At 72.4% G+C, this 19,972-nt stretch carries 18 protein-coding genes and 1 pseudogene; 10 read left to right on the forward strand and 9 right to left on the reverse strand.

Going from position 1 to position 19,972, the window contains the following annotated elements; genetic code table 11:
* Positions 1-121 precede the first annotated feature (121 nt).
* Positions 122-1,114, forward strand: coding sequence for an L-glyceraldehyde 3-phosphate reductase (mgrA, locus tag BLW57_RS35180; RefSeq protein ID WP_093479743.1), 993 nt, complete (start codon positions 122-124; stop codon positions 1,112-1,114).
* A gap of 21 nt (positions 1,115-1,135) precedes the next feature.
* Here the strand turns inward: mgrA and BLW57_RS35185 are convergent, their stop codons facing one another.
* The gene (locus BLW57_RS35185; RefSeq protein WP_256339662.1) at positions 1,136-2,146 is read right to left on the reverse strand and encodes an oxidoreductase; all 1,011 of its coding nucleotides are present in this window, start codon (positions 2,144-2,146) and stop codon (positions 1,136-1,138) included.
* A gap of 74 nt (positions 2,147-2,220) precedes the next feature.
* Between BLW57_RS35185 and BLW57_RS35190 the strand changes: the two genes are divergently transcribed.
* A complete protein-coding gene (locus BLW57_RS35190) occupies positions 2,221-3,138 on the forward strand; it encodes an AraC family transcriptional regulator (RefSeq protein ID WP_093479744.1) in 918 nt (305 codons plus the stop codon).
* 151 nt (positions 3,139-3,289) lie between these two features.
* Here BLW57_RS35190 and BLW57_RS35195 read toward each other — a convergent pair whose 3' ends face one another.
* Positions 3,290-3,673, reverse strand: a complete 384-nt coding sequence (locus BLW57_RS35195; RefSeq protein ID WP_093479745.1) for a nuclear transport factor 2 family protein — start codon at positions 3,671-3,673, stop codon at positions 3,290-3,292.
* Between the two features lie 313 nt (positions 3,674-3,986).
* On the opposite strand from BLW57_RS35195, the gene BLW57_RS35200 reads away from it, so the two are divergent.
* From BLW57_RS35200 to BLW57_RS35215, 4 genes are all read left to right on the forward strand, one after another.
* Complete coding sequence (locus tag BLW57_RS35200) at positions 3,987-4,397, forward strand: hypothetical protein (RefSeq protein WP_093479746.1); 411 nt, start codon at positions 3,987-3,989, stop codon at positions 4,395-4,397.
* 80 nt (positions 4,398-4,477) lie between these two features.
* Entirely contained in the window at positions 4,478-6,829 is a 2,352-nt protein-coding gene (locus tag BLW57_RS35205; RefSeq protein ID WP_093479747.1) for an FHA domain-containing protein, read from the forward strand.
* Positions 6,830-6,834: 5 nt separating this feature from the next.
* Positions 6,835-7,377 carry a hypothetical protein gene (locus BLW57_RS35210; RefSeq protein ID WP_093481051.1) on the forward strand — a complete coding sequence of 181 codons (543 nt, stop codon included), beginning with the start codon at positions 6,835-6,837 and terminating at the stop codon, positions 7,375-7,377.
* A complete protein-coding gene (locus tag BLW57_RS35215) occupies positions 7,377-8,411 on the forward strand; it encodes a serine/threonine-protein kinase (RefSeq protein WP_093479748.1) in 1,035 nt (344 codons plus the stop codon). The genes BLW57_RS35210 and BLW57_RS35215 overlap by 1 nt, the downstream gene beginning before the upstream one ends.
* On the opposite strand, the gene BLW57_RS35220 is transcribed toward BLW57_RS35215, so the two are convergent.
* A complete protein-coding gene (locus BLW57_RS35220; RefSeq protein WP_093479749.1) occupies positions 8,408-9,676 on the reverse strand; it encodes a streptophobe family protein in 1,269 nt (422 codons plus the stop codon). The two genes, BLW57_RS35215 and BLW57_RS35220, sit on opposite strands and share 4 nt — an antisense overlap.
* Positions 9,677-9,867: 191 nt before the next feature.
* Between BLW57_RS35220 and BLW57_RS35225 the strand changes: the two are divergent.
* Together BLW57_RS35225 and BLW57_RS35230 are read left to right on the forward strand one after the other, a co-directional pair.
* Positions 9,868-11,031 (forward strand): annotated as a pseudogene (locus tag BLW57_RS35225) (DUF6777 domain-containing protein); the annotation flags it as partial.
* A gap of 494 nt (positions 11,032-11,525) precedes the next feature.
* Positions 11,526-11,978 (forward strand): ATP-binding protein, encoded by a 453-nt coding sequence (locus BLW57_RS35230; RefSeq protein ID WP_093479750.1) that lies wholly within the window; start codon positions 11,526-11,528, stop codon positions 11,976-11,978.
* 65 nt (positions 11,979-12,043) lie between these two features.
* Here the strand turns inward: BLW57_RS35230 and BLW57_RS35235 are convergent, their stop codons facing one another.
* Entirely contained in the window at positions 12,044-12,931 is an 888-nt protein-coding gene (locus BLW57_RS35235) for an RNA polymerase sigma factor SigF (protein WP_093479751.1), read from the reverse strand.
* Positions 12,932-13,175: 244 nt separating this feature from the next.
* Here BLW57_RS35235 and BLW57_RS35240 point away from each other — a divergent pair, with 244 nt between their 5' ends.
* Positions 13,176-13,577, forward strand: coding sequence for a helix-turn-helix domain-containing protein (locus BLW57_RS35240; RefSeq protein ID WP_093479752.1), 402 nt, complete (start codon positions 13,176-13,178; stop codon positions 13,575-13,577).
* A gap of 2 nt (positions 13,578-13,579) precedes the next feature.
* On the opposite strand, the gene BLW57_RS35245 is transcribed toward BLW57_RS35240, so the two are convergent.
* The gene (locus BLW57_RS35245; protein WP_093479753.1) at positions 13,580-14,776 is read right to left on the reverse strand and encodes an epoxide hydrolase family protein; all 1,197 of its coding nucleotides are present in this window, start codon (positions 14,774-14,776) and stop codon (positions 13,580-13,582) included.
* A gap of 121 nt (positions 14,777-14,897) precedes the next feature.
* On the opposite strand from BLW57_RS35245, the gene BLW57_RS35250 reads away from it, so the two are divergent.
* Positions 14,898-15,380, forward strand: coding sequence for a VOC family protein (locus tag BLW57_RS35250; protein WP_093479754.1), 483 nt, complete (start codon positions 14,898-14,900; stop codon positions 15,378-15,380).
* A 6-nt stretch (positions 15,381-15,386) separates the two neighbouring features.
* On the opposite strand, the gene BLW57_RS35255 is transcribed toward BLW57_RS35250, so the two are convergent.
* The 4 genes from BLW57_RS35255 to BLW57_RS35270 form a co-directional block, all read right to left on the reverse strand.
* Positions 15,387-16,307, reverse strand: a complete 921-nt coding sequence (locus tag BLW57_RS35255; RefSeq protein ID WP_256339663.1) for an aminoglycoside phosphotransferase family protein — start codon at positions 16,305-16,307, stop codon at positions 15,387-15,389.
* A gap of 54 nt (positions 16,308-16,361) precedes the next feature.
* Positions 16,362-17,240 carry a geranyl diphosphate 2-C-methyltransferase gene (locus tag BLW57_RS35260; protein WP_093479755.1) on the reverse strand — a complete coding sequence of 293 codons (879 nt, stop codon included), beginning with the start codon at positions 17,238-17,240 and terminating at the stop codon, positions 16,362-16,364.
* Positions 17,241-17,308: 68 nt separating this feature from the next.
* On the reverse strand, positions 17,309-18,361 hold the full coding sequence (locus tag BLW57_RS35265; RefSeq protein ID WP_093479756.1) for a family 2 encapsulin nanocompartment cargo protein terpene cyclase: 1,053 nt from the start codon (positions 18,359-18,361) through the stop codon (positions 17,309-17,311).
* Between the two features lie 16 nt (positions 18,362-18,377).
* Positions 18,378-19,820 carry a family 2B encapsulin nanocompartment shell protein gene (locus BLW57_RS35270; protein WP_093479757.1) on the reverse strand — a complete coding sequence of 481 codons (1,443 nt, stop codon included), beginning with the start codon at positions 19,818-19,820 and terminating at the stop codon, positions 18,378-18,380.
* Positions 19,821-19,972 lie beyond the last annotated feature (152 nt).

The raw sequence follows: 19,972 nt of genomic DNA on the forward strand, positions 1-19,972 counted from the left end.
TCTGTTGGACCGCTGCCCGGCGGCCGCGCCAGAGTGGAAGCGTTCCCGGGCGGCCGACGCCCGACCGGACCGGACGCCGCCGGGAGCCGTAAGACCGTGTGCCAACCCCTCTGGAGTCGCGTTGTACACCGCACACCCCGCCCGATACGCCGACATGCCCTACCGGCGCGCCGGGCGCAGCGGACTGAAACTCCCCGCGCTGTCGCTCGGCCTGTGGCACAACTTCGGGCCCGACCGGCCCGCCGAGACCCAGCGCGCCATCCTGCGCCGCGCCTTCGACCTCGGCGTCACCCACTTCGACCTCGCCAACAACTACGGTCCGCCGCCCGGTGCCGCCGAGTCCGCGCTGGGCGACGCGCTGCGGGCCGACCTCGCGCCGTACCGCGACGAGCTGGTCATCTCCACCAAGGCCGGCTATCTGATGTGGCCCGGCCCGTACGGCGAATGGGGCTCGCGCAAGTACCTGCTGTCCTCCCTCGACCAGAGCCTCACCCGGATGGGCCTGGATTACGTCGACGTCTTCTACTCGCACCGCCCCGACCCGGACACTCCGCTGGAGGAGACGATGGGCGCGCTGCACTCGGCCGTGCAGCAGGGCAAGGCGCTCTACGTGGGCGTGTCCAACTACTCCGCCGAGCAGACCCGTGCGGCCGCCCGCATCCTCGCCGACCTCGGCACCCCGCTCCTCATCCACCAGCCGCGCTACTCGATGCTGGACCGGCGTCCCGAGGACGAGGGTCTGCTCGACGCCCTCGACGAACTCCAGGTGGGCTCCATCGTCTACTCCCCGCTGGAGCAGGGCCTGCTCACCGGCCGCTACCTCGACGGCATCCCGGAGGACTCCCGGGCGGCGAGCGACAGTCCCTTCCTGAACTCGGACGCGGTCACCGAGGACCTCGTGGGCAGGCTGCGGGCCCTCGACGAGGTCGCCAAGTCCCGCGGCCAGACCCTGGCCCAGCTGGCCCTGGCCTGGGTGCTGCGCGGCGGCCGGGTCACCTCCGCCCTCGTCGGCGCGAGCAGTCCCCGGCAGCTGGAGGACAGCGTCGGCGCCATCCGCGCCCTCGACTTCGACGCCGAGGAACTGGCGCGCATCGACGCCATCGTCAAGGGCTGAACGGCTCGGGCGGAGGCGCGGTCAGGCGGTGAGCCCCTCGCTCACCGTCCACAGCCGCGCCGCCGCCTCCGGGTCGACCGCGTAGGGCAGCACACCGGGCAGCTCGGCCGTGGCGTACCAGTCGGCCTCCGCCTCCGGGGCGACCAGCGGGCTGATGTCGCAGTTCTCGCAGTAGACGCCGCCGAGTCCGTCGAGCCGCGGGCTGGTGGCGCACCACACGCCGGTGGCCGCTCCCTGCTGGACGGTCTTGAGCTGCCGGGCGGGGTCGATCACGACACGGCCCTCGCCGTCCACCGCGCCGGCCGCCCGCAGGGCCTCGGCGGAGACGTGCTTGGCGAGACCGGTGTCGACGACGGTGCCGGGATGCACGGCGAAGGCCCGCACGCCGTGGGCCCGGCCCCGCCGGTCCAGTTCCACGGCGAACAGCGCGTTGGCGGTCTTCGACTGGCCGTAGGCGACGAACGGTTCGTAGGGCCGGTGCTCGAAGTGCAGGTCCTCGAAGACGACGGGGGAGAAGCGGATGCCCCGGGACGACACCGCGACCACCCGCGCCCCGCGGGCCGCCACCAGGGCGGGCCACAGCCGGGCGGTCAGCCGGTGGTGACCGAGGTGGTTCGTCGCGAACTGCGCCTCGTGTCCGCGCGCGTCGCGGGTCAGCGGGGTCGCCATGATCCCGGCGCTGTTCACCAGGATGTGCAGCGGACGGCCGGAGGCCAGGAACCTCGCGGCGAAGGCGTCGACGGACGCCGGGTCGATCAGGTCCATCTCCGCCACCTCGACGCCGTCGAGGTTCCTCAGCGCGGCCCGGGCCCGCTCCGGGTTCCGGGCCGGTACGACGACCCGGGCGCCCGCGGCCCGCAGGACGCGGCTGGTCTCCAGGCCGATGCCCGAGTAGCCGCCGGTGACGACGGCGACCCTGCCGGTCAGATCGATGCCCTCGATGACGTCGCGCGCCGTGGACGCGGCGCCGAAGCCGGAGGGGAGGGGCTGCTGTGCGGTGGTCATGGTGGGTGTCTCCTCGTGCCGGGCCATGACTCCACCGTAGGCAGCGGTCCTCGTACGGAGAATGCTTGAGAGTGCGCCCTACTTGCGCGATAGTTCGAAACATGTCCGTCGATCCGCTCTCCGACGCGCTCGCCGTGGCCGACGCCCGCGGGGTGTTCTCCGGCGGTTTCACGGCCGGTGGCCGCTGGGCCATCCGGCTGCGAGGGCGCGACAAGCTCAAGGTCAACGTCCTCGCGCGGGGCTCCTGCCTGCTCGTCGCCGAGGGCGGAGCCGGGCCGGTGGCGCTGGCCGAGGGCGACGTCGTCGTTTCCGACGGCCGGCGTTCCTACGTGCTGTGCAGTGATCCGGCGGTCACCCCGCTGGACCCGGCCGAGGTCGCCGTGGACCCGGACACCGCCGTCGGCGCGCTCGGCGGCGGAGAGGAGGTGCTGTGCGTCTCCGGGCACATCGACCTCAGCCGGGACGGCGGCGATCTGCTGCGCCGGGCCCTGCCGGACCTGATCCACGTGCGGGCCGGCGCCACCGAGGCACCCGTGCTGCGCTGGCTCACCGGGCAGCTGATGGCGGAGATGAGCGGTGGCCGGGCCGGTTCCGCCTTCAGCTCCGACCACCTGGCCCAGCTGATGTTCGTCCAGGTGCTGCGAGCCTGCCTGAACGAGGCCGCGGGGCTGCCGCCCGGCTGGCTGCGGGCCCTCGCGGACGAGCGGCTGGCACCGGCCCTGCGGCTGATGCACGCCGACCCGGCCCGGCCGTGGCAGCTGCGGGAGCTGGCGGGGGCCGCCGCGATGTCCCGGACCACCTTCGCCGTCCGGTTCCGCGAGGCCGCCGGAGTGCCACCGCTCACCTACCTGCAGAACTGGCGCATGAGCCTGGCCGCCCGCGCGCTCCGCGAGGACGCCACCCCGGTGGCGGAACTGGCCCGCTCGGTCGGCTACGGCTCCGAAAGTGCCTTCAGCAACGCCTTCAAACGCACGGTCGGCGTCGCGCCCCGCCGCTACCGGGACGCGGTCAGGGGCTGAGCCCGCCCGTGCGGGCACAGGGCCGCCGAGCCGCCGGTCCGCCCCGGTACCGACTTGTCGCCATGTTGTTCCCTCCGTGCGCGGTGACCCCGGTCCGTCCCACCGGGGCCGACCGCCACACACGGCGGAACCCCTCCGCGGACAGGCGGTGTCAGGCGCCCGCCGGCACCCGGTCGAGGAAGCCGAGCACCTGCCGGATACGGCCCTCCTCGTCCAGCGTCACCACGTCGAACCCGGCCACCGGCGCCGAGCCGTCGGCCTCGTTCACCAGCTCCCAGCCGAAGCGCGCGGTGTCGTGGTGCCCGTCCACCGCACCGAGCGGACGGAACACGAAGCCCGGGAACTGCTCGTGGACCGCGGCGATCACGGCCGCGATCCCCGCGTGCCCGCGCACCTCGGCGAGCGGGTCGGTGTACCCGCCGTCCGCGGTCCACGCGGCGGCGACCGCCTTCTCGACCGCCGCCGGCTCGGTGGCGTTCCAGGCCTCGAAGTAACGGGCGGCGGCACTCTCGTAACGGTTCGTGTTCGCGGACATGGTGATGCACCCTCCATCGAGGTCGTCATTCCTGTTCCGGGCCCGGATCCAGGTCTCGCCGATCCGGTGGGACCACCATGCCCGGGGCGCCACGGGCGGGTCGATTACCTCGGGCGTCATGCCCGCACCCCGAACGTCCGGTGTATTTCCGGCCAGAACGGACGGTGAATATGCCAACAGACTGGCCGGAAAGTCGTGGTGACTCTGTTTCGGCAGTGGCGATACTCGAACGTCAGGGGCACTTCACCGCACAGGGGCCGCGCGGAAAGCGAGGACCGGCCGGCCACCAGGCGAGGCGACGGGGGAGTGAGACGTGCACGACGAATTCCTGTGCCATGTCACGGCATACGGCATGTGCGACGGACGGCGCATCGGCGTACCGCTCGGCACCTACCGCGCGCCCACCCTGGCACTGGCGCTGTGGTGGCTGCGGGACCGGGCCTCGTGGATCGCCGAGCGGCTCGATCCGAGCCCCGGGGACGGGACCTACCCGGCGGGCGCGCTCGTGCCGGTGGCGGACACGGTGGCCGACGTGCCTGCTCTGCTGCGGGCCTGGTGCGCCGACGACGCCCGGCAGGAGCTGGTCGCCGACGAGCTCGCGGGCGGCCGCCTGGTGCGGATCGCCGCCAGTGACGACACCACCGAGTACGAACTGCTCGCCGAGTCCGTCGACGCCCTGCGCATGCAGCGCACCCTCCCGGCCCTCGTCATGCCCGTCGCCTGACACGTGTCCGTGGGCCGGGCCACCTCCCGCGCATCTCCGTGGGCAGGCCCGAACGCGGATGAATCGGTAGAATCCTGACCATGGCGGAGCGGCCGGTCGCCCCGACGGCGCCCGAACTCGTCCTGGAGACCGACACGGGCTGCACGGTCATGAGCCCGGGTCACGACTATCACGTCGGACGTGACCCGCTGAGCGACATAGTCCTCGACGACGCCCGGGTCTCCTGGCACCACGCGGTCCTGCGGTGCGCCCACGACCGGTGGACCCTGGCGGACGAGCGGAGCACCAACGGCACCTACGCCGACGGACACAGGATCGAGCACTGGGACGTACTGCCCGGCAGCGAGATCCGCTTCGGCAATCCCACCGACGGCCCGCGCGCCGTCCTGACCGGCGCCCCCGAACCCGCCCGGGACCGGCCCTCCGCGGTGTCGATGCCCGAACTCACCGGCACCTTCCGCCGGCCCACCAACGTCCGGCCGCTGCCCGCGCGCACCATCCGCATCGGCCGGGCCCCCGACAACGACCTCGTGGTGGACGACCTGACCGTCTCCCGCCGGCACGCCGAACTGCGCGCGCACACCGACGGCACCTACGACATCGTCGACCTCGGCAGCCACAACGGCACGTACCTCAACGGCCGGCCCACCACCCAGGCCCCCGTCGGCCCCGGCGACACCATCGGCGTCGGGCACTCCGTGTTCTGCCTGGTCGGCGACGAACTCCAGGAGTACGTCGACACCGGCGAGGTCTCCCTCGACGTCCAGGACCTCACCGTCGCGGTCGACGACGGCGACACGGTCCTGCTGGACCACGTGTCCTTCCCGGTCGGGGAGAAGTGCCTGCTCGCTGTCGTCGGCCCGAGCGGCGCCGGCAAGTCCACCCTGCTGAACGCCCTGACCGGGCAGCGCCCCGCCGACCGCGGCACCGTCCTGTACGACGGCCGCGACCTCTACCACGACTACGCCGAACTGCGCGGACGCATCGGTCTGGTCCCGCAGGACGACATCCTGCACCCCCAGCTCACCGTCCGCGCCGCCCTGTCGTACGCCGCCGAACTGCGCTTCCCGGAGGACACCGCGAAGACCGAACGGCTCGCCCGGGTCGACGAGGTGATCCGTGAACTCGGCCTCGAACAACGCGCGGAGCAACCCGTGCACACCCTCTCCGGCGGCCAGCGCAAACGCGTCAGCGTCGCCCTGGAACTGCTCACCAAGCCCTCCCTGCTCTTCCTGGACGAGCCCACCTCCGGTCTCGACCCGGGTATGGACCGCTCGGTGATGAACATGCTCCGCGGCCTCGCCGACGACGGCCGCACGGTCATCGTGGTCACGCACAGCGTGCTGAGCCTGGGCGTCTGCGACCGCCTCCTGGTGCTGGCCCCCGGCGGCAAGGTCGCCTACTACGGCGCGCCCGGCGACGCCCTCGCCTTCTTCGGCTTCGAGCAGTGGCCGGAGGCCTTCGAGGCGTTCGACCGCGACCCGGAGCGCGACTGGGCCCGGGAGTACCGGGAGTCGCCGTTCCACCGGCACTACGTCACCGAAGCCACCACCCGGCCCCACCACCCCGGACCGGCTCCCGTCGCGCCGGCGCCACCGCCCCGCCCCCGCGGTGCCGCGGCGCAGTTCGGCACCCTGGTCCGCCGGTACACGGCCGTCCTCGGCGCCGACCGCACCTTCCTCATGATCATGATCGCCCTGCCGTTCGTCATGGGCGCCATGGCCCGGGCCCTGGCGGGCGGCGCGCTCGTCCGGGACACGGCGATGAACACGCTGCTCATCCTGTGCGTCGGGGCGGTACTGACCGGAGCCGCCAACGCGGTACGCGAACTGGTCAAGGAACGCGCCGTGTACCGCCGCGAACGGGCCGTCGGTCTGCCCAGATCCGCCTACCTGATGTCCAAGGTCGCGGTGCTCGGCACGATCACCGTCGCGCAGGCCGTCGTCCTCACTCTGGTCGCGCTGCTCGGCGTCGACCTCGGCGCCCCCGAAGGCAAGGGCGTCCTGCTGCCCCCGCTCGCCGAGATCACCCTCGCCGTCGCGCTCCTCGCGTTCACGGCGATGATGCTCGGCCTGCTGGTCTCCGCGCTGGTGCGCAAGGAGGAGGTGACGATGCCGCTGCTGGTGCTGCTCGCGATCGTCCAGGTCGTCTTCTGCGGTGCCCTGCTCCCCCTGGACGGCATGCCCGGCCTGGAACAGCTCGCCTGGCTCGTGCCGTCCCGCTGGGCGCTCGGCGCCATGGCCGGCACCGTCGGACTCTCCCGGATCGTGCCCGGCGACCTCACCGCCGACCCCCTGTTCCGGCACTCCGCGGGCGTCTGGCTGCTCGACCTGGCCATGCTGCTGGTGCTCTCCGCCCTCTACGGGTTCGCGGTCGCCCGGCTGCTGCGCCGGCACGAGCCGGCCGTGATGCGGAAGCGGGCGGCCCGATGACCAAAGTGCCCGGCCCCGGATTCCGGCCCACGCATGTGGTCCCGGCGCACGGACTGCCCGCCTGGGAGGCGCCCGACCCGGCCCGGCCCACCGTGCCCCTCGACCCCCTGCTGCCCGTCCAGCTCGTGGAACGGCGCGGCGACTGGGGGCACATCCTGTGCGCCAACGGCTGGGGTGCCTGGGTCGACGGCCGGCTCCTGGTCGCCGTCCCCGAGGACCCGCCGGCCGGCGACGGCCCGGTCGGCGCCGCCGATCCCCGGCCCCTGCTGGCCCGCGTCGAACAGGCCCTCGCCGACTACCGGTCCGCGGTGGAGCAACTGGCCGCCGGCGACCTGGACGGCGAGGACTTCCAGGACCGCACCGAGGGCCTGCGGATCGGGATCGTCGTCGACGGCGAGTCCATGTGGATCTACGACGCCCGGGAGGAGCGGTGGATGTACGGCGACGGAAGCCGGCTGAACGCCTACGCCACCGACCGGGAGATCACCGACACGGAGGCCGCCGGGCACGCCTCGACCCGGTTCGCCGCACCCGAGGGTGAGCGCTGATGGCCGGGGAGACCAGCCTGTTCCGCGGGCGCCCCTCCGAACTGATCGGCCGCCGGGTGGCCGGCTACCTCATCGAGAGCGAGGTAGGCCGCGGCGGCATGGCCGTCGTCTACCGCGCCCGCGACCTGCGACTGGACCGCACGGTGGCGCTCAAGCTGCTCGCGCCGGAACTCGCCCGCAACGACACCTTCCGCCGACGCTTCACCCACGAGTCCCAGGTCGCCGCCGCGATCGACCATCCGCACATCGTGCCGGTGTTCGAGGCCGGCGAGACGGACGGCCTGCTCTACATCGCCATGCGCTACGTCCCCGGCAGCGACCTGCGCCATCTGCTCGACCAGCGCGGTCCGCTGCCGCTCGCTGACACCGTGCGGATCAGCGCCCAGGTCGCCTCCGCCCTCGACGCCGCCCATGAACACGGTCTGGTGCACCGGGACGTCAAACCCGGCAACATCCTGATCGCCGCGGGCACCGACAGCGACCACCCCGAGCACGTGTACCTCACCGACTTCGGGCTCACCAAGAAGTCGCTCTCCCTGACCGGCTTCACCAGCGTCGGCCAGTTCGTCGGCACCCTCGACTACGTGGCCCCCGAGCAGATCTCCGGTCGCCCGGTCGACGGCCGCTGCGACGTCTACGGGCTGGCCTGTGTCGTCCACGAGGCCCTCACCGGGCGCCCGCCCTTCCAGCGCGAGGACGACATGGCGCTGCTCTGGGCCCACCAGTACGACGATCCGCCGCCGCCGAGCGGTGCGCGGCCGGGCCTCCCCGCCGCCGTCGACACCGTCTTCGCCCGCGCCCTCGCCAAGAGCCCCGACGCCCGCTACGACACCTGCCTCGACTTCGTCGCCGCCCTGCGCGCGACCGGCACGCCCGTACCGGCCACCCCGCCCGCCCCCGCCGCCCCGCAGGCGACCGCCAAGCCGACGCCCGTACCCACACCCGCGTCCCCGCCCGCGGCGAGCGGACCGGACCGTCCGGCGCCGACCGCGCCCGCGCCCCCGCGCTGGGCCGACCCCGTGTTCCGGGGCTAGGACCCGCCCGTTCCGCGTCTGCGGCGCACCGGGTGGGCCGGCAGCGCCCCCAGGAAGCCGGTCACCAGCCCCCACAGCGCGCCCAGAGCCACCGCCTGCCACAGGTGGGGCAGGAGGAACAGTTCCCCGGACAGTCCGCCGCCCAGGTCGCCGATGCCGAGCAGGGACAGCGCGTAATGCGCCGAGATCCGCCCGGTCAGACAGATCATCAGCATCGTCAGGGCCAGCGCGACGGCCAGCCGCACGGCGTGCTGCCACGGACGGACCCGGGCCGGTGAGCACACCGCCGTCCGGAACGCGACGGCGAGCAGCAGAAGCGCGTCCACGACGACCAGCCACACGTACCGGCCGTCGTAGTCGGTGAGGGAGCCCAGGTTCAGTTCCGAGACGTCCGGGGTGCGCAGGACGGCGTCCAGGACGTGTGGCAGCGGCAGCCCGAACGGACCGTCGACGCGGCCGTCCCAGGTCGCCCCGAGGCCGAGACCGAAGCCCAGCCAGGCCACATTGGGCAGGCCCAGCAGGATCAGCGCGAGGGTCGTGGTCACGTGCCCGCGCGTGGCCGCGACGATCAGTGCCGTGACGAGGCCGATGGCGACGCAGGCGAGGAGCAGGACGACCATCGCGTGCGCCGCCGGGCGCACCGACTCCCGGAAGCGCAGCAGCCGCCCCGGCAGCGGCGCCCCGCGCGCGACCGCCAGCGCCAGTACGAGCACTCCGGCGAGCCACAGCAGCCCGAACAGCACGGTCAGCGGGACGTTCGCGGCGAAGCCCACCTTCGGCGCCGCGCCGAACAGCTCCGCGAGATCGCTGAGTGTGCCGCTGCCCATGTCGACGGCGAAGGTCTGCCGGGCGCCGAGGGCCAGACCGACCAGGGCGAGCACCCACAGCACCGCGATCCTCGCGGCCCACCCGGCCAGTTCCCGCACCGAGGCGACCGCCCGGTGCCGCAGCGGGCGCAAAAAGCCGCCGCCGATCAGCAGCGCGCCGGCGAGGGTCACCGACAGCGGCATCACGGTGACCCCGGCCCGTGACTCTGCGAGCGCGCCCGCGTCGCCCGCCAGTTCGATGCTGCCGCCGACCGCCGTCACCAAGGTGGCCGCGACGACCCTCGGAAACGCGCCGTCCGGCAGGTCGGCGGCCCCGGCCGCCCACAGCCCGAGCGCCGCCAACAGCGTCATTACCGCGAGCGCGACCAGCACGGTGCCCACGGCCTGGACCCAGCCGTGACGGGCGACCGTGCGCTCGGAGACGGTGGGAGGGCTCACGCCTGCCACGCTAAGCAGCTTCCGGGCGCCGCGCCCGCCGGGTGGGCCGGCCGTCCGCGTCGGCTTGCGAGCGTCACCCGACTGCGACACACAATGGGATCAACGTGCACCCGAATGCAGCAGACAGGGTGTGACCGCCAAGAAGCCGCACGAGCCGCGCAGCGCGACGACCGCGACGGGAAGAAGGCCTCGTGAGCGTCGACCCTCCGTCCTCCGGCCACCCCACCGGGCCGCCCTCAGGGCCCCTGTCGGGATCCAACCGGCCGCCCAGCGGGCCGCCTCCCTCGCAGCCGCCCGGCAGGGGCACCGGCCCCGGGCAGCCGCACGGGCCGTGGTGGAAGTCCGTGCCCCGCATGGTCGCCGCCACCGCGGCGGTGATCGTCGCCGTCGTCCTGGCGGTCGTCTTCACCCGCGGTGGCGGCGGTTCCTCCGCCAAGGGCGGCGAGGTCTTCCTGCAGTCCGCCGGCAGCACGGGCCAGGACCCGTACACGCCGTCGACCGCCCGGCAGAACTCCGCCGCTCCGGAACCGGCCGTCTCCGCCATGCCCACCACGGGAGCGGCCAACGAGGTACGCGGAGTGGAGGGCGGGGCGCCCGGTCTGTACACCGGCACCAAGAACGTCCCCGCCTGCGACGTGGACAAGCAGATCACCTACCTGCGGGCGGACCCGGCCAAGAACCGGTCCTTCGCCTCCGCCTCCGGTGTCCAGCCGTCGGGCGTACCGGCCTATCTGCGCTCGCTGACCCCCGTCCAGCTGCGCGTCGACACCCGCGTCACCGACCACGGCTACCGTGCCGGATCCGGCACCGCCCGTCAGGCCGTGCTCCAGGCGGGCACCGCCGTCCTGGTCGACGGACACGGCGTGCCCCGGGTGCGCTGCGCGAGCGGCAACCCGCTGACCCCGCCGGTCGCCCAGCGGGCCACACCGAAGATCGTGGGGCAGCGCTGGGCTGCGTACAGCCCCGCGCGCGTGGTCGTGGTGACGCCTGCGGCGAAGCCCGTCAAGGTCTTCGTGCTCTTCGACACCCGCCACGACGACTGGATCCACCGGCAGCGCGGCGACCACGACTGCCGGCACGACCGGCACGCCGCGCCGCCGGTGCTGCCGAACCCCTGGAACGCGCCGAGGCCGAGCGGGTCCCCGACCTCGCCGCCGAACTCCTCCACGTCCCCGTCGTCCCCGCCGTCCACCTCACCGTCCGAGTCCAAGCCCTCGGGGTCCAAGCCGTCGGAGTCCAAGCCGTCGGAGTCCAAGCCGTCGGGATCGAAGTCCTCCGAGTCGAAGTCACCGGAGTCGGGATCCAAGACCCCCGAGTCGAAGACGCCCGAGTCGAAGACCCCGGAGAGCAAGCCGGAGTCGAAGACCCCCGAGTCCAAGACACCCGAGTCCAAGACACCCGAGTCCAAGACGCCCGAGTCCAAGACACCGGAGAGCAAGCCGGAGTCGAAGACCCCCGAGTCCAAGACACCCGAGTCCAAGACACCCGAGTCCAAGACGCCCGAGTCCAAGACCCCGGAGAGCAAGCCGGAGTCGAAGACCCCCGAGTCGGCCAGCCAGGCGCCGACCTCGCAGCAGCAGTCCGCGACCGAGTCGGTCGCCCCGACCTCCGGCTCCGCGCCGGCCGAGACGTCCACGTTCACCACCCGGTCCGGTAACGTCACGCCGCCGGAGTCGCCACGGAGCGTGTCGCCTACGGTATGAGCGGCGGATTCACACGCCCGGCCGTCGCCGTGAGCATCGCCACTGTGCGCGCTGGGCGAACGTGGGACTGCCGGGCCGGGCTCGGGGTAAGGGGACTGGTGCAACAGCGAGCGGCCGGCCGGAGCGGGCCTACCGAGAGAGACAGCATGACCGAACACCTGGGCGGGGCAGTGATACCGACTGGTTTCGACGTACCCGTGGAGCCGCTGCGACGCGCGGCGCACTACACCGGCGAGCCCGGATGCATCGCGGAGGCGCGCGCGTTCGCCGCCCAGTTCCTGGAGCAGCTGCGCACGGAGTGGTGCGCCGCCACCAACAGCCGTGCCGACGGTGAGCTGCTCCTCATGGTGAGCGAGCTGGTGACCAACGCCGACCGACACAGCGACGGCCCGTACATCCTGGAGCTGGAGGGCACCGACAGCTCCGTCACGGTGTCCGTGTACGACAGCAGCGGCACCCTGCCCCGGCGCTACCCGAAGGACCCGCAGCGCGTCGGACGGCACGGTCTGGAGATCGTGCACGCCCTCGCCTCGGCGGTCACCGTGGAGCGCGTGCCCGTGGGCAAGTGCGTGCGCGCAAGCTTCGAGCTGAAACGCTGACCTGCCGGACACGGCCGAGGAACGGACGAAGGGGCGGACCGGCCGGTCCGCCCCGAACCCGTGTCTCAGGCGCAGCCGAGTTCGCCGAGCATCCCCTGGCGCAGCCGGGTGATGATCCGCTTGATCAGCCGGGAGACGTGCATCTGGGAGCAGCCGAGCCGTTCCCCGATCTCCGCCTGCGTGGCCTCCTCGACGAAGCGCATGTGGATGATCTGCCGGTCGCGGTCGCTCAGCTCCGCCATCAGCGGCGCGAGCGCGTGGAAGTCCTCGACGAGCCGCAGGCCCTCCTCCTCGACGCCGATGAAGTCGGCGAGGACGGACTCGCCGTGCTCGGGACCGTCACCGGTGAGCGCGGCGTCCAGGGAGGCGGAGTTGTAGCCGTTGGAGGCGAGCTGGGCCTCGACCACCTCGCCCTCGGAGAGGTTCATGAGCGTGGCGAGTTCGGCGACCGTGGGGTCCCGGTCCAGCCGGCTGGACAGCTCCTCGCGCGCCTTGGCGAGTTCCACCCGCAGTTCCTGGAGCCGGCGCGGTACGTGCACCGCCCAGGTGGTGTCCCGGAAGAACCGCTTGATCTCACCGACGATGTACGGCAGCGCGAAGGAGGTGAACTCGACCTCGCGCGCCAGCTCGAACCGGTCGATGGCCTTGATCAGCCCGATCATGCCGGTCTGGACGATGTCCTCCATGTCGTCGCCGCGGTTGCGGAACCGGCCCGCGGCGAACCGCACGAGCGACATGTTCATCTCGATGAGGGTGTTGCGCGCGTACTGGTACTCGTGCGTCCCCTCGTCCAGTTCGGTCAGCCGGCGGAAGAACTGGCGGGACAGCTCACGTGCGTCACGCGGAGCGACGGTCTTGGGGTCCGCGATCCCAGGCAGTGATCCCTCGCCCGTCCTGTGCTGCTCGGTCTTCTCGGTGACCTCTGCTTGCGACCGGATCCCGGCGGTTTTCATTACCTCTCCCACGAAAGTCACGGTTCGACGACTACTGCACCTGCGGCCTCGGTGTCCGTTTCTTTCCGAATTCTGCTTAAGGCGCGTGTTCCCCGGTACCCCTCATCCGGAGGACCATGCCTTCTCGGCAGAGTGCTCACTCCTCGGGTACCCCCGGTGACGCCGAGCATGCGCCCCGGGGATTTCCCTCTCGGCGCAACGCCCGCCCCTTGATCCGGCGGCCCCGGCTCCTAGGCTGACCCGGGTGAGCGATCAGGTGAGCGACGAAGCCCGGGTGATCCCGCTGCGACCTGCCCCAGCCCGCCCGGACGCGGGCCGGCCGGCGCCCGGGGAACCGGGGCCGAGAGAACCGCTGTGGCGCGATCTGGTCGGCGAGGTGCTGCGCCGGGAGCGCCGGGCACAGGAGCGCACGATCAAGGACGTGGCCGAGGCGGCCCGTATCTCGCTGCCCTATCTGTCCGAGGTCGAGCGCGGCCGCAAGGAAGCCTCCTCGGAGGTCCTCGCGGCCGCCGCCCACGCGCTCGGCCTGGGCCTCGGCGACCTGCTGTCGCTGGCGCACGGCGAGCTGACCCGCCGGACGACCCCGCACCGCCGGCCGGCCGCCGTGCCGCGCCGCCCGTACGACGGGCTCGCCCTGGCCGCCTGACGTCAGGTGCGGCGCAGCTGCCGGAAGAACGCCCGGACGTCGTCGACCAGCAGGTCCGGTTCCTCCATGGCCGCGAAGTGGCCGCCCCGGTCGAACTCCGTCCAGCGCACGAGGTTCTCGGTCCGCTCCGCCTTGTGCCGCAGCGCGATCTGCGGTTCGGCCGGGAACAGCGCGAGAGCGGTCGGCGCCGCGGACGGCTCCGTCGGCCGGGCGGCCCGGCCGACGGCGTGCGCCCGCTCGTAGTAGATACGGCCCGACGACCCGGCCGTACCGGTCAGCCAGTACAGCATCACGTTCGTCAGCAGCCGGTCCCGGCCGACCGCCTCCTCCGGCAGTTCCTCGGAGTCCGACCACTCCCGGAACTTCTCCACGATCCAGGCGAGCTGGCCGACGGGGGAGTCCGTCAGGGCGTACGCCAGGGTGTGCGGCCGGGTGGACTGCAGGACGGCGTACCCCGTGCCCTCCCGCGACCACTCCGCCCAGCGCCGCCAGGACCGCAGCGTCCGCTCCCGCTCCTCGGGGCCGAGCCCGGCCAGCTCGTCCTCCGTCGGCTCGGTCGCCGCCTGGCCGCCGGGCAGCAGATTCAGATGGACGCCGATCACCCGGTCGGAGTGGGCCCGTCCCAGCTCGCGGGAGACGGCCGCCCCCCAGTCGCCGCCCTGCACCCCGAACCGTTCGTGACCGAGCCGCCGCATCAGCTCCGCCCAGGCGTCGGCCACCCGGCCCGCCTCCCAGCCCGGCTCGGTGGTGGGGCCGGACAGCCCGAAGCCCGGCAGGCTCGGCACGACGACGTGGAAGGCGTCCGCCGCGTCGCCGCCGTGCGCCACCGGGTCGGTGAGCGGGCCGACCACGTCCAGGAACTCCACGATCGAGCCCGGCCAGCCGTGGGTCAGCACCAGCGGGGTAGCGTCCGGCTCGGGGGAGGGCACCTGGGCGAAGTGGACGTTCGCCCCGTCGATCGTGGTGGTGTACTGCGGCCACCGGTTCAGTTCCGCCTCGGCGGCACGCCAGTCGTAGGTGTGCCGCCAGTACCGCACCAGGTCCCGCAGGTAGCCGGCCGGGACGCCGTACTCCCAGCCCGCGCCGGGCAGCTCGGCGGGCCAGCGGGTGCGGTCGAGGCGGTCGTACAGGTCGTCGAGGTCGCTCTGCGGGACGGACAGGCGGAAGGGCTCGATGCTCTCGGCAGGCGAAGAGGTCATGATCCGGATGCTAGGCGGACCCGCCGTTCACCCGCCCGGGTGTTTCCGGCGGACGGCCGATGAGTTCCGCACCGGGAACGGGTCGATACAGGCGAACGCATTCCACGCCCAGGAGGTGCCCATGACCACCGACGGATTCACCACGTGTCTCTGGTTCGACGGCCAGGCCGAGGAGGCCGCCGAGTTCTACGTGTCCGTCTTCAAGAACTCCAGCATCGGCCGGGTCAGCCACTACAGCGACTCCGGGTACGGAGAGACCGGCTCGGTGCTGACGGTCGAGTTCACCGCCAACGGACAGCGGTTCGTCGCCCTCAACGGCGGACCCCAGTTCACCTTCAACGAGGCCGTCTCCTTCCAGATCCTGTGCGCCGACCAGGCGGAAATCGACCACTACTGGGCCAAGCTCACCGAGAACGGCGGACAGCCCGGCCCGTGCGGCTGGCTCAAGGACCGGTACGGCGTCTCGTGGCAGGTCGTCTACGCCCGGCTGGCCGACATGATCCACGACCCTGACCGGGCGAAGGTCGACCGGGCCACGAAGGCCATGATGGCCATGGGCAAGCTGGACGTCGCCGCGCTCGACAGGGCGTACGCGGGGGAGTAGCGGGGATCAGGACGCCCGTCCGGCCTCGTCGAGGATCTCGGCGATCACATGCCGGGAGTTCTCCGCGAGCGCCGGATTGGTGTCCCGGTAGTACGGCAGCTGGATCAGCGAGATCGACAGCGCCCAGCCCCGTCCGCGCGCCCACTCGGCGTCGTCCGCGCCCACGGCCGCGCGGAAGATGCCGCGGGAGCTCGCGGGCAGCAGGTTCCAGGCGACGACGAGGTCCACGGCCGGATCGCCGGTCCCGGCGGTGCCGAAGTCGATCACGGCGCGCAGCCGGCCGTCGCCGCCGACCAGCACGTTCCCGGGAGACAGGTCGCCGTGGGCCCACATCGGCTCCCCGGTGTGGGCGGGGGCGTTCAGCGCCCGCTCCCACAGGGCCGTCACCGCGCCGGTGTCGACGCTGCCCGCCAGTGCGGCGACGGCCGCACGCGTGGGCTCGTCCCGGTCCGTCAGGGGCCCGCCCCGGTAACCGGGCGGACCGTCCTGCGGGTCGGCGTCGCGCAGCGCGCGCACGAACGCCCCCAGGTCCTCCGCCAGCCGCTCCGGCTCCGCCACGGCTCCCGCGACGGGGTTGCGGCCGTCGAGCCATCGGTAGACGGACCAGGGCCACGGGAAACCCGCATCCGGCTCGCCCACCCCCAGCGGCTCGGGCACGGCCGCCGGCAGCAGCGGACCGAGCCGGGGCAGCCACTGCTGCTCCCGCACCACGTCCGGTACGGCTCCGGGGCGCCGGGGGAGCCGGACCACCAGCTCGGAGCCCAGCCGGAACATGGCGTTCTCGGTCCCGGAGGACGCGAGACGCCTTACCGGCAGGCCGGCCCACTGCGGGAACCGGCGGGCGATCAGGCGCTGGACCAGCGGGGCGTCGAGGTCGGGCTCGTCCGCGTGCATCTTGCGCGGCGGCCCGCTGTGGAAGGCACTCATCGGCACCCATTCCAGCGCCTCGACGCCCGTGCTGTCGACGGGATTTCGCGGGACTCAGACCCGGTCGGCCACGATCAGCAGATACTGGAAGCTGCCGTTGCGGTAGGCGTCGAGGAAGGTGTCCTCGATGCCCGTGACCAGGTGATCGGCCTTCTTGCGCAGGTCCCAGTAGGGGATCGTGGCCTGGGTCAGATCCTCGACGTGGACCGGTACCAGACGGTTGCGCGCCATTGCCCGGAAATACTCCGAGCGCGGGTGGATGTCGCAGATGTAGTGCGCGTTGATCAGCGACACCTCACGGGAGGCCTGCCCGTAGGTGTCGTTGTAGCAGCCGGTGATCACGACGTAGCGCCCGCCGCGGCGCAGCAGCCGGGCGTGCTCGGCGAACAGCAGGTCCAGCTCGACGTACATGGTCGACTCGTTGTTCCACGAGGCCGCGTACGCGCCCGACTCGAAGCCCGTGTCGAGCATGTTGCGGTGGTGGTAGCGCACCTTGTGGTCGATGCCCCGCGCACGGGCCTGCTCGTTGGCGAACTCGGCCTGCTTGGTGGAGAGGGTGACGCCGTCCGCGTGGCAGCCGTAGCGCAGATGCGCCGTGACGCTGCCGCCGCCGCGGCCGCAGCCCGCGTCGAAGACCCGGTCGGTGGGGGAGAGCGGGCCGAGATGGGTGGCGAGCAGCTCGGCCTGGGCGTGTTCCAGGCGGTGCAGCTCGGTGGTGATGCGCTCCCGGCGCACGTCGGGGTCGGGCTCGTCGAGCACCGACAGATCGGCTCCCCCGATGCCGTAGTGGTGGTGGTACAGATCGTCGATCCTGCCGAGTTCGAGGTTGACCGGGTTCTCCTCGGCGTTCCAGTAGTCCGCGACGCGGCTCTGGTACGTGGACTGGGCCGGCACCGGGGCGGATGCGGTCCGGGCGACGGGGGCGGTCGTCAACGCTGACTCCTCGTGGTGCATGTGCCTGTTCTTCGTTCGCTGTGCGGGACTGCCACCCGAAGGGGCGGTCACCAGTAGTCGGGCAGGTGGTAGCGGTGGCTGTTGGTGGCGTGCCACTCGTGGTTGCCGGACACCCAGGCGGCGAGCCCCTGGGCGTAGCGCTCCACGAGGGGCGAGGTCGCGGACAGGACGGCCGACTCCTCCTCGAAGGCCTCCATGATCCGGTTGTGGATCTCGACCGACTTCAGATAGGCGGCCTTCAGCCCGCACCGGTCGTTGGCGGCGACGACCTGCGGGAGGTTCAGATGGGTCGGATCGCTCGCCAGTTCCTTGGTGAAGGAGTAGAGGTCGTTCACGATGGTGGTCGCGTTGCACGCCAGCGCGGTGATCCGCTGGATCTCCGGGCGGGCGTAGATCTGCTCGGGCAGTTCGTAGCCGTCCACCGCGTCCACGATCGACAGACACGGACGGAAGTTGTTGAACTGCCGCATCACCAGGTACTCCCACACCCTCGGCACGTACCGGGTCTCGGCCCAGGCCGCCTCCGCGAGATAGCCGAGGTGGAGCCGGGCGATGTCGTGCACGAACCGGCCGGTCTGGCTGGGGGTGGCGAAGGCGCCGAAGTCGGCGAGGGCGAAGTGGTACGAGCGCAGCGGACCGTCGGCCCGTACGCCCTCGCGCCACTCCTCCTCCAGCTCCGGGACGCCGTGGTAGGGGTCGATGGCCGACTGGGCCATGATCAGCCGGCCGCCGAGACCGCGGCGCGCTCCGCCCCGGCCCTCGTCCTCCTCGCAGTAGCAGGAGTCGACGACGTTCTCGGCGAGCAGCAGCTGGCCGGCCACCGTCAGACGCTCCAGGTCGAGGGCGCCCGGATGCTGGAGCACGACGGCCCGGCCGAACTGGAACCCGGCGAAGTCCCCCTTCCAGGCCTCGGGGAACAGGTCCAGGCCGCGGGCCCAGGTCTCCAGCCGGCGGTCGATCTCGGCGGCCTTCGCGGGGTCGGCGGGGACGGCCGGCCGGTGGTGCAGCCCGGGGACGGCCCCGGTGCGCCGCTCGCGGCGCAGGCTCCGGGCGATGTCGGGCGGCCCGGGCAGCGTGTAGGAGGGGGTGGGTGTGCTCATGGCGCGCTCCAGGCCGTCAGTCGGCGGTCCGGCCGAGCTGGACGTTCTCCAGGATCCCCGCCGCGTCGGGGACCAGGATGGCCAGCGAGTAGTAGGCCGTGACGAGGTAGTTGATGATGGCCGCGCCGTCGATGCCCATGAAGCGGACGTTCAGCCCCGGCTGGTACTCCTCCGGGATACCGGTCTGGTAGAGGCCGACGACGCCCTGGTCGGCCTCACCGGTGCGCAGCGCGATGATGCTGGTGGTGTGGTTCGCGCTGATCGGGATCTTGCTGCACGGGAGGATCGGCACCCCGCGCCAGGCGGGCATCTCGTGGCCGTCGACGCTCGCGGTGCCCGGCACCAGGCCGCGCCTGTTGCACTGCCGGAAGATGGCCGCGATCGCCTTCGGATGGGCGAGGAACACCTTGGTCTTGCGCCGCATGGACAGCAGTTCGTCCATGTCGTCCGGCGTCGGCGGCCCCGTGTAGGTGCTGATCCGCTGGCCGTAGTCGACGTTGTGGAGCAGCCCGAACTCCCGGTTGTTGACCAGCTCCCATTCCTGCCGCTCGCGGATCTCCTCCACGGTCAGCCGCAGCTGCTGGGCGGTCTGGTCCATCGGGTCGTTGTAGAGGTCGGCCACCCGGGTGTGCACCCGCAGCACCGTCTGGGTGAGGGACAACTCGTATTCGCGCGGGGTCACTTCGTAGTCGACGAAGCCGCCGGGCAGCGTCGGCTCGCCCACATGGCCGGCCTGCACCGGGACCTCCGCCTCGCCCTTGCGGTTCATCGGCCTGCGCTGCCGCTCGACATAGGCCTGGAGGTGGGCGGCGAGCGACGGCGCCCGCTCGGTGAGCTCCTCCACCCCGTCCCAGGGCAGCGCCAGCACCACGCCCGCGGTCTCGGCGCGCACCGAGGCCAGCCACAGCGGATCGGACTGCCCGACCGCCTCGTCCCCCATCTGATCGCCGCCGGTGACGACCCCGATGATCTCCTCCTCCCCGTACTTGCCGGTCGTGTAGCGGGTGAACCGCCCGTGCACGACGAGATAGGCCTCGGTCACCGGCTGACCCGCCTCGAACAGCACCTGGCCGGCGCGCACGTCCCGGGACCGGAAACGGCCGGCGAGCTCCCGCAGCACCTCCGCGTCGTCGTAGCCGCGCAGGATCGGCAACTCGGTCAGCGTCTGCGGGACGACCCGGATGTCGTCGGCGCCGTGGTGCTCGAACTGCACGCGCCCGCGGCCGGTGCGCAGCTGGAGCCGCCGGTTGACCCGGTAGGCGCCGCCCTTGACGTCCACCCACGGCAGGGACTTCAGCAGCCATCGCGAGGTGATGGCCTGCATCTGGGGTTCGGTCTTGGTGGTGCTGGTGAGCTGGCGGGCCGCTCGGGTGCTCAGGCTGGTGAGCTGCCCGTCGGCCGGGGCCTCGGGGCCCGGTTCATCGACTGCTGGACCGGTGGCGATGTCCGGAGTGGACACATTCCCTCCTGCGAAGTGGCGGACAGGGGTGATGCGGATCGGTCGGTGGTGCGCGGGGTGCCGGTGCGCTCGGACCAGCCAAACAGCACTCGTGAGCCGGGGGGTACAGCGCGCGGGGGGCGGTTTTGATCAAGAGGTGGTGCAAACCAGCC

Origin of the sequence: Streptomyces sp. 1222.5, assembly GCF_900105245.1 — a bacterium.
Taxonomy (GTDB): Bacteria; Actinomycetota; Actinomycetes; order Streptomycetales; family Streptomycetaceae; genus Streptomyces; species Streptomyces albidocamelliae.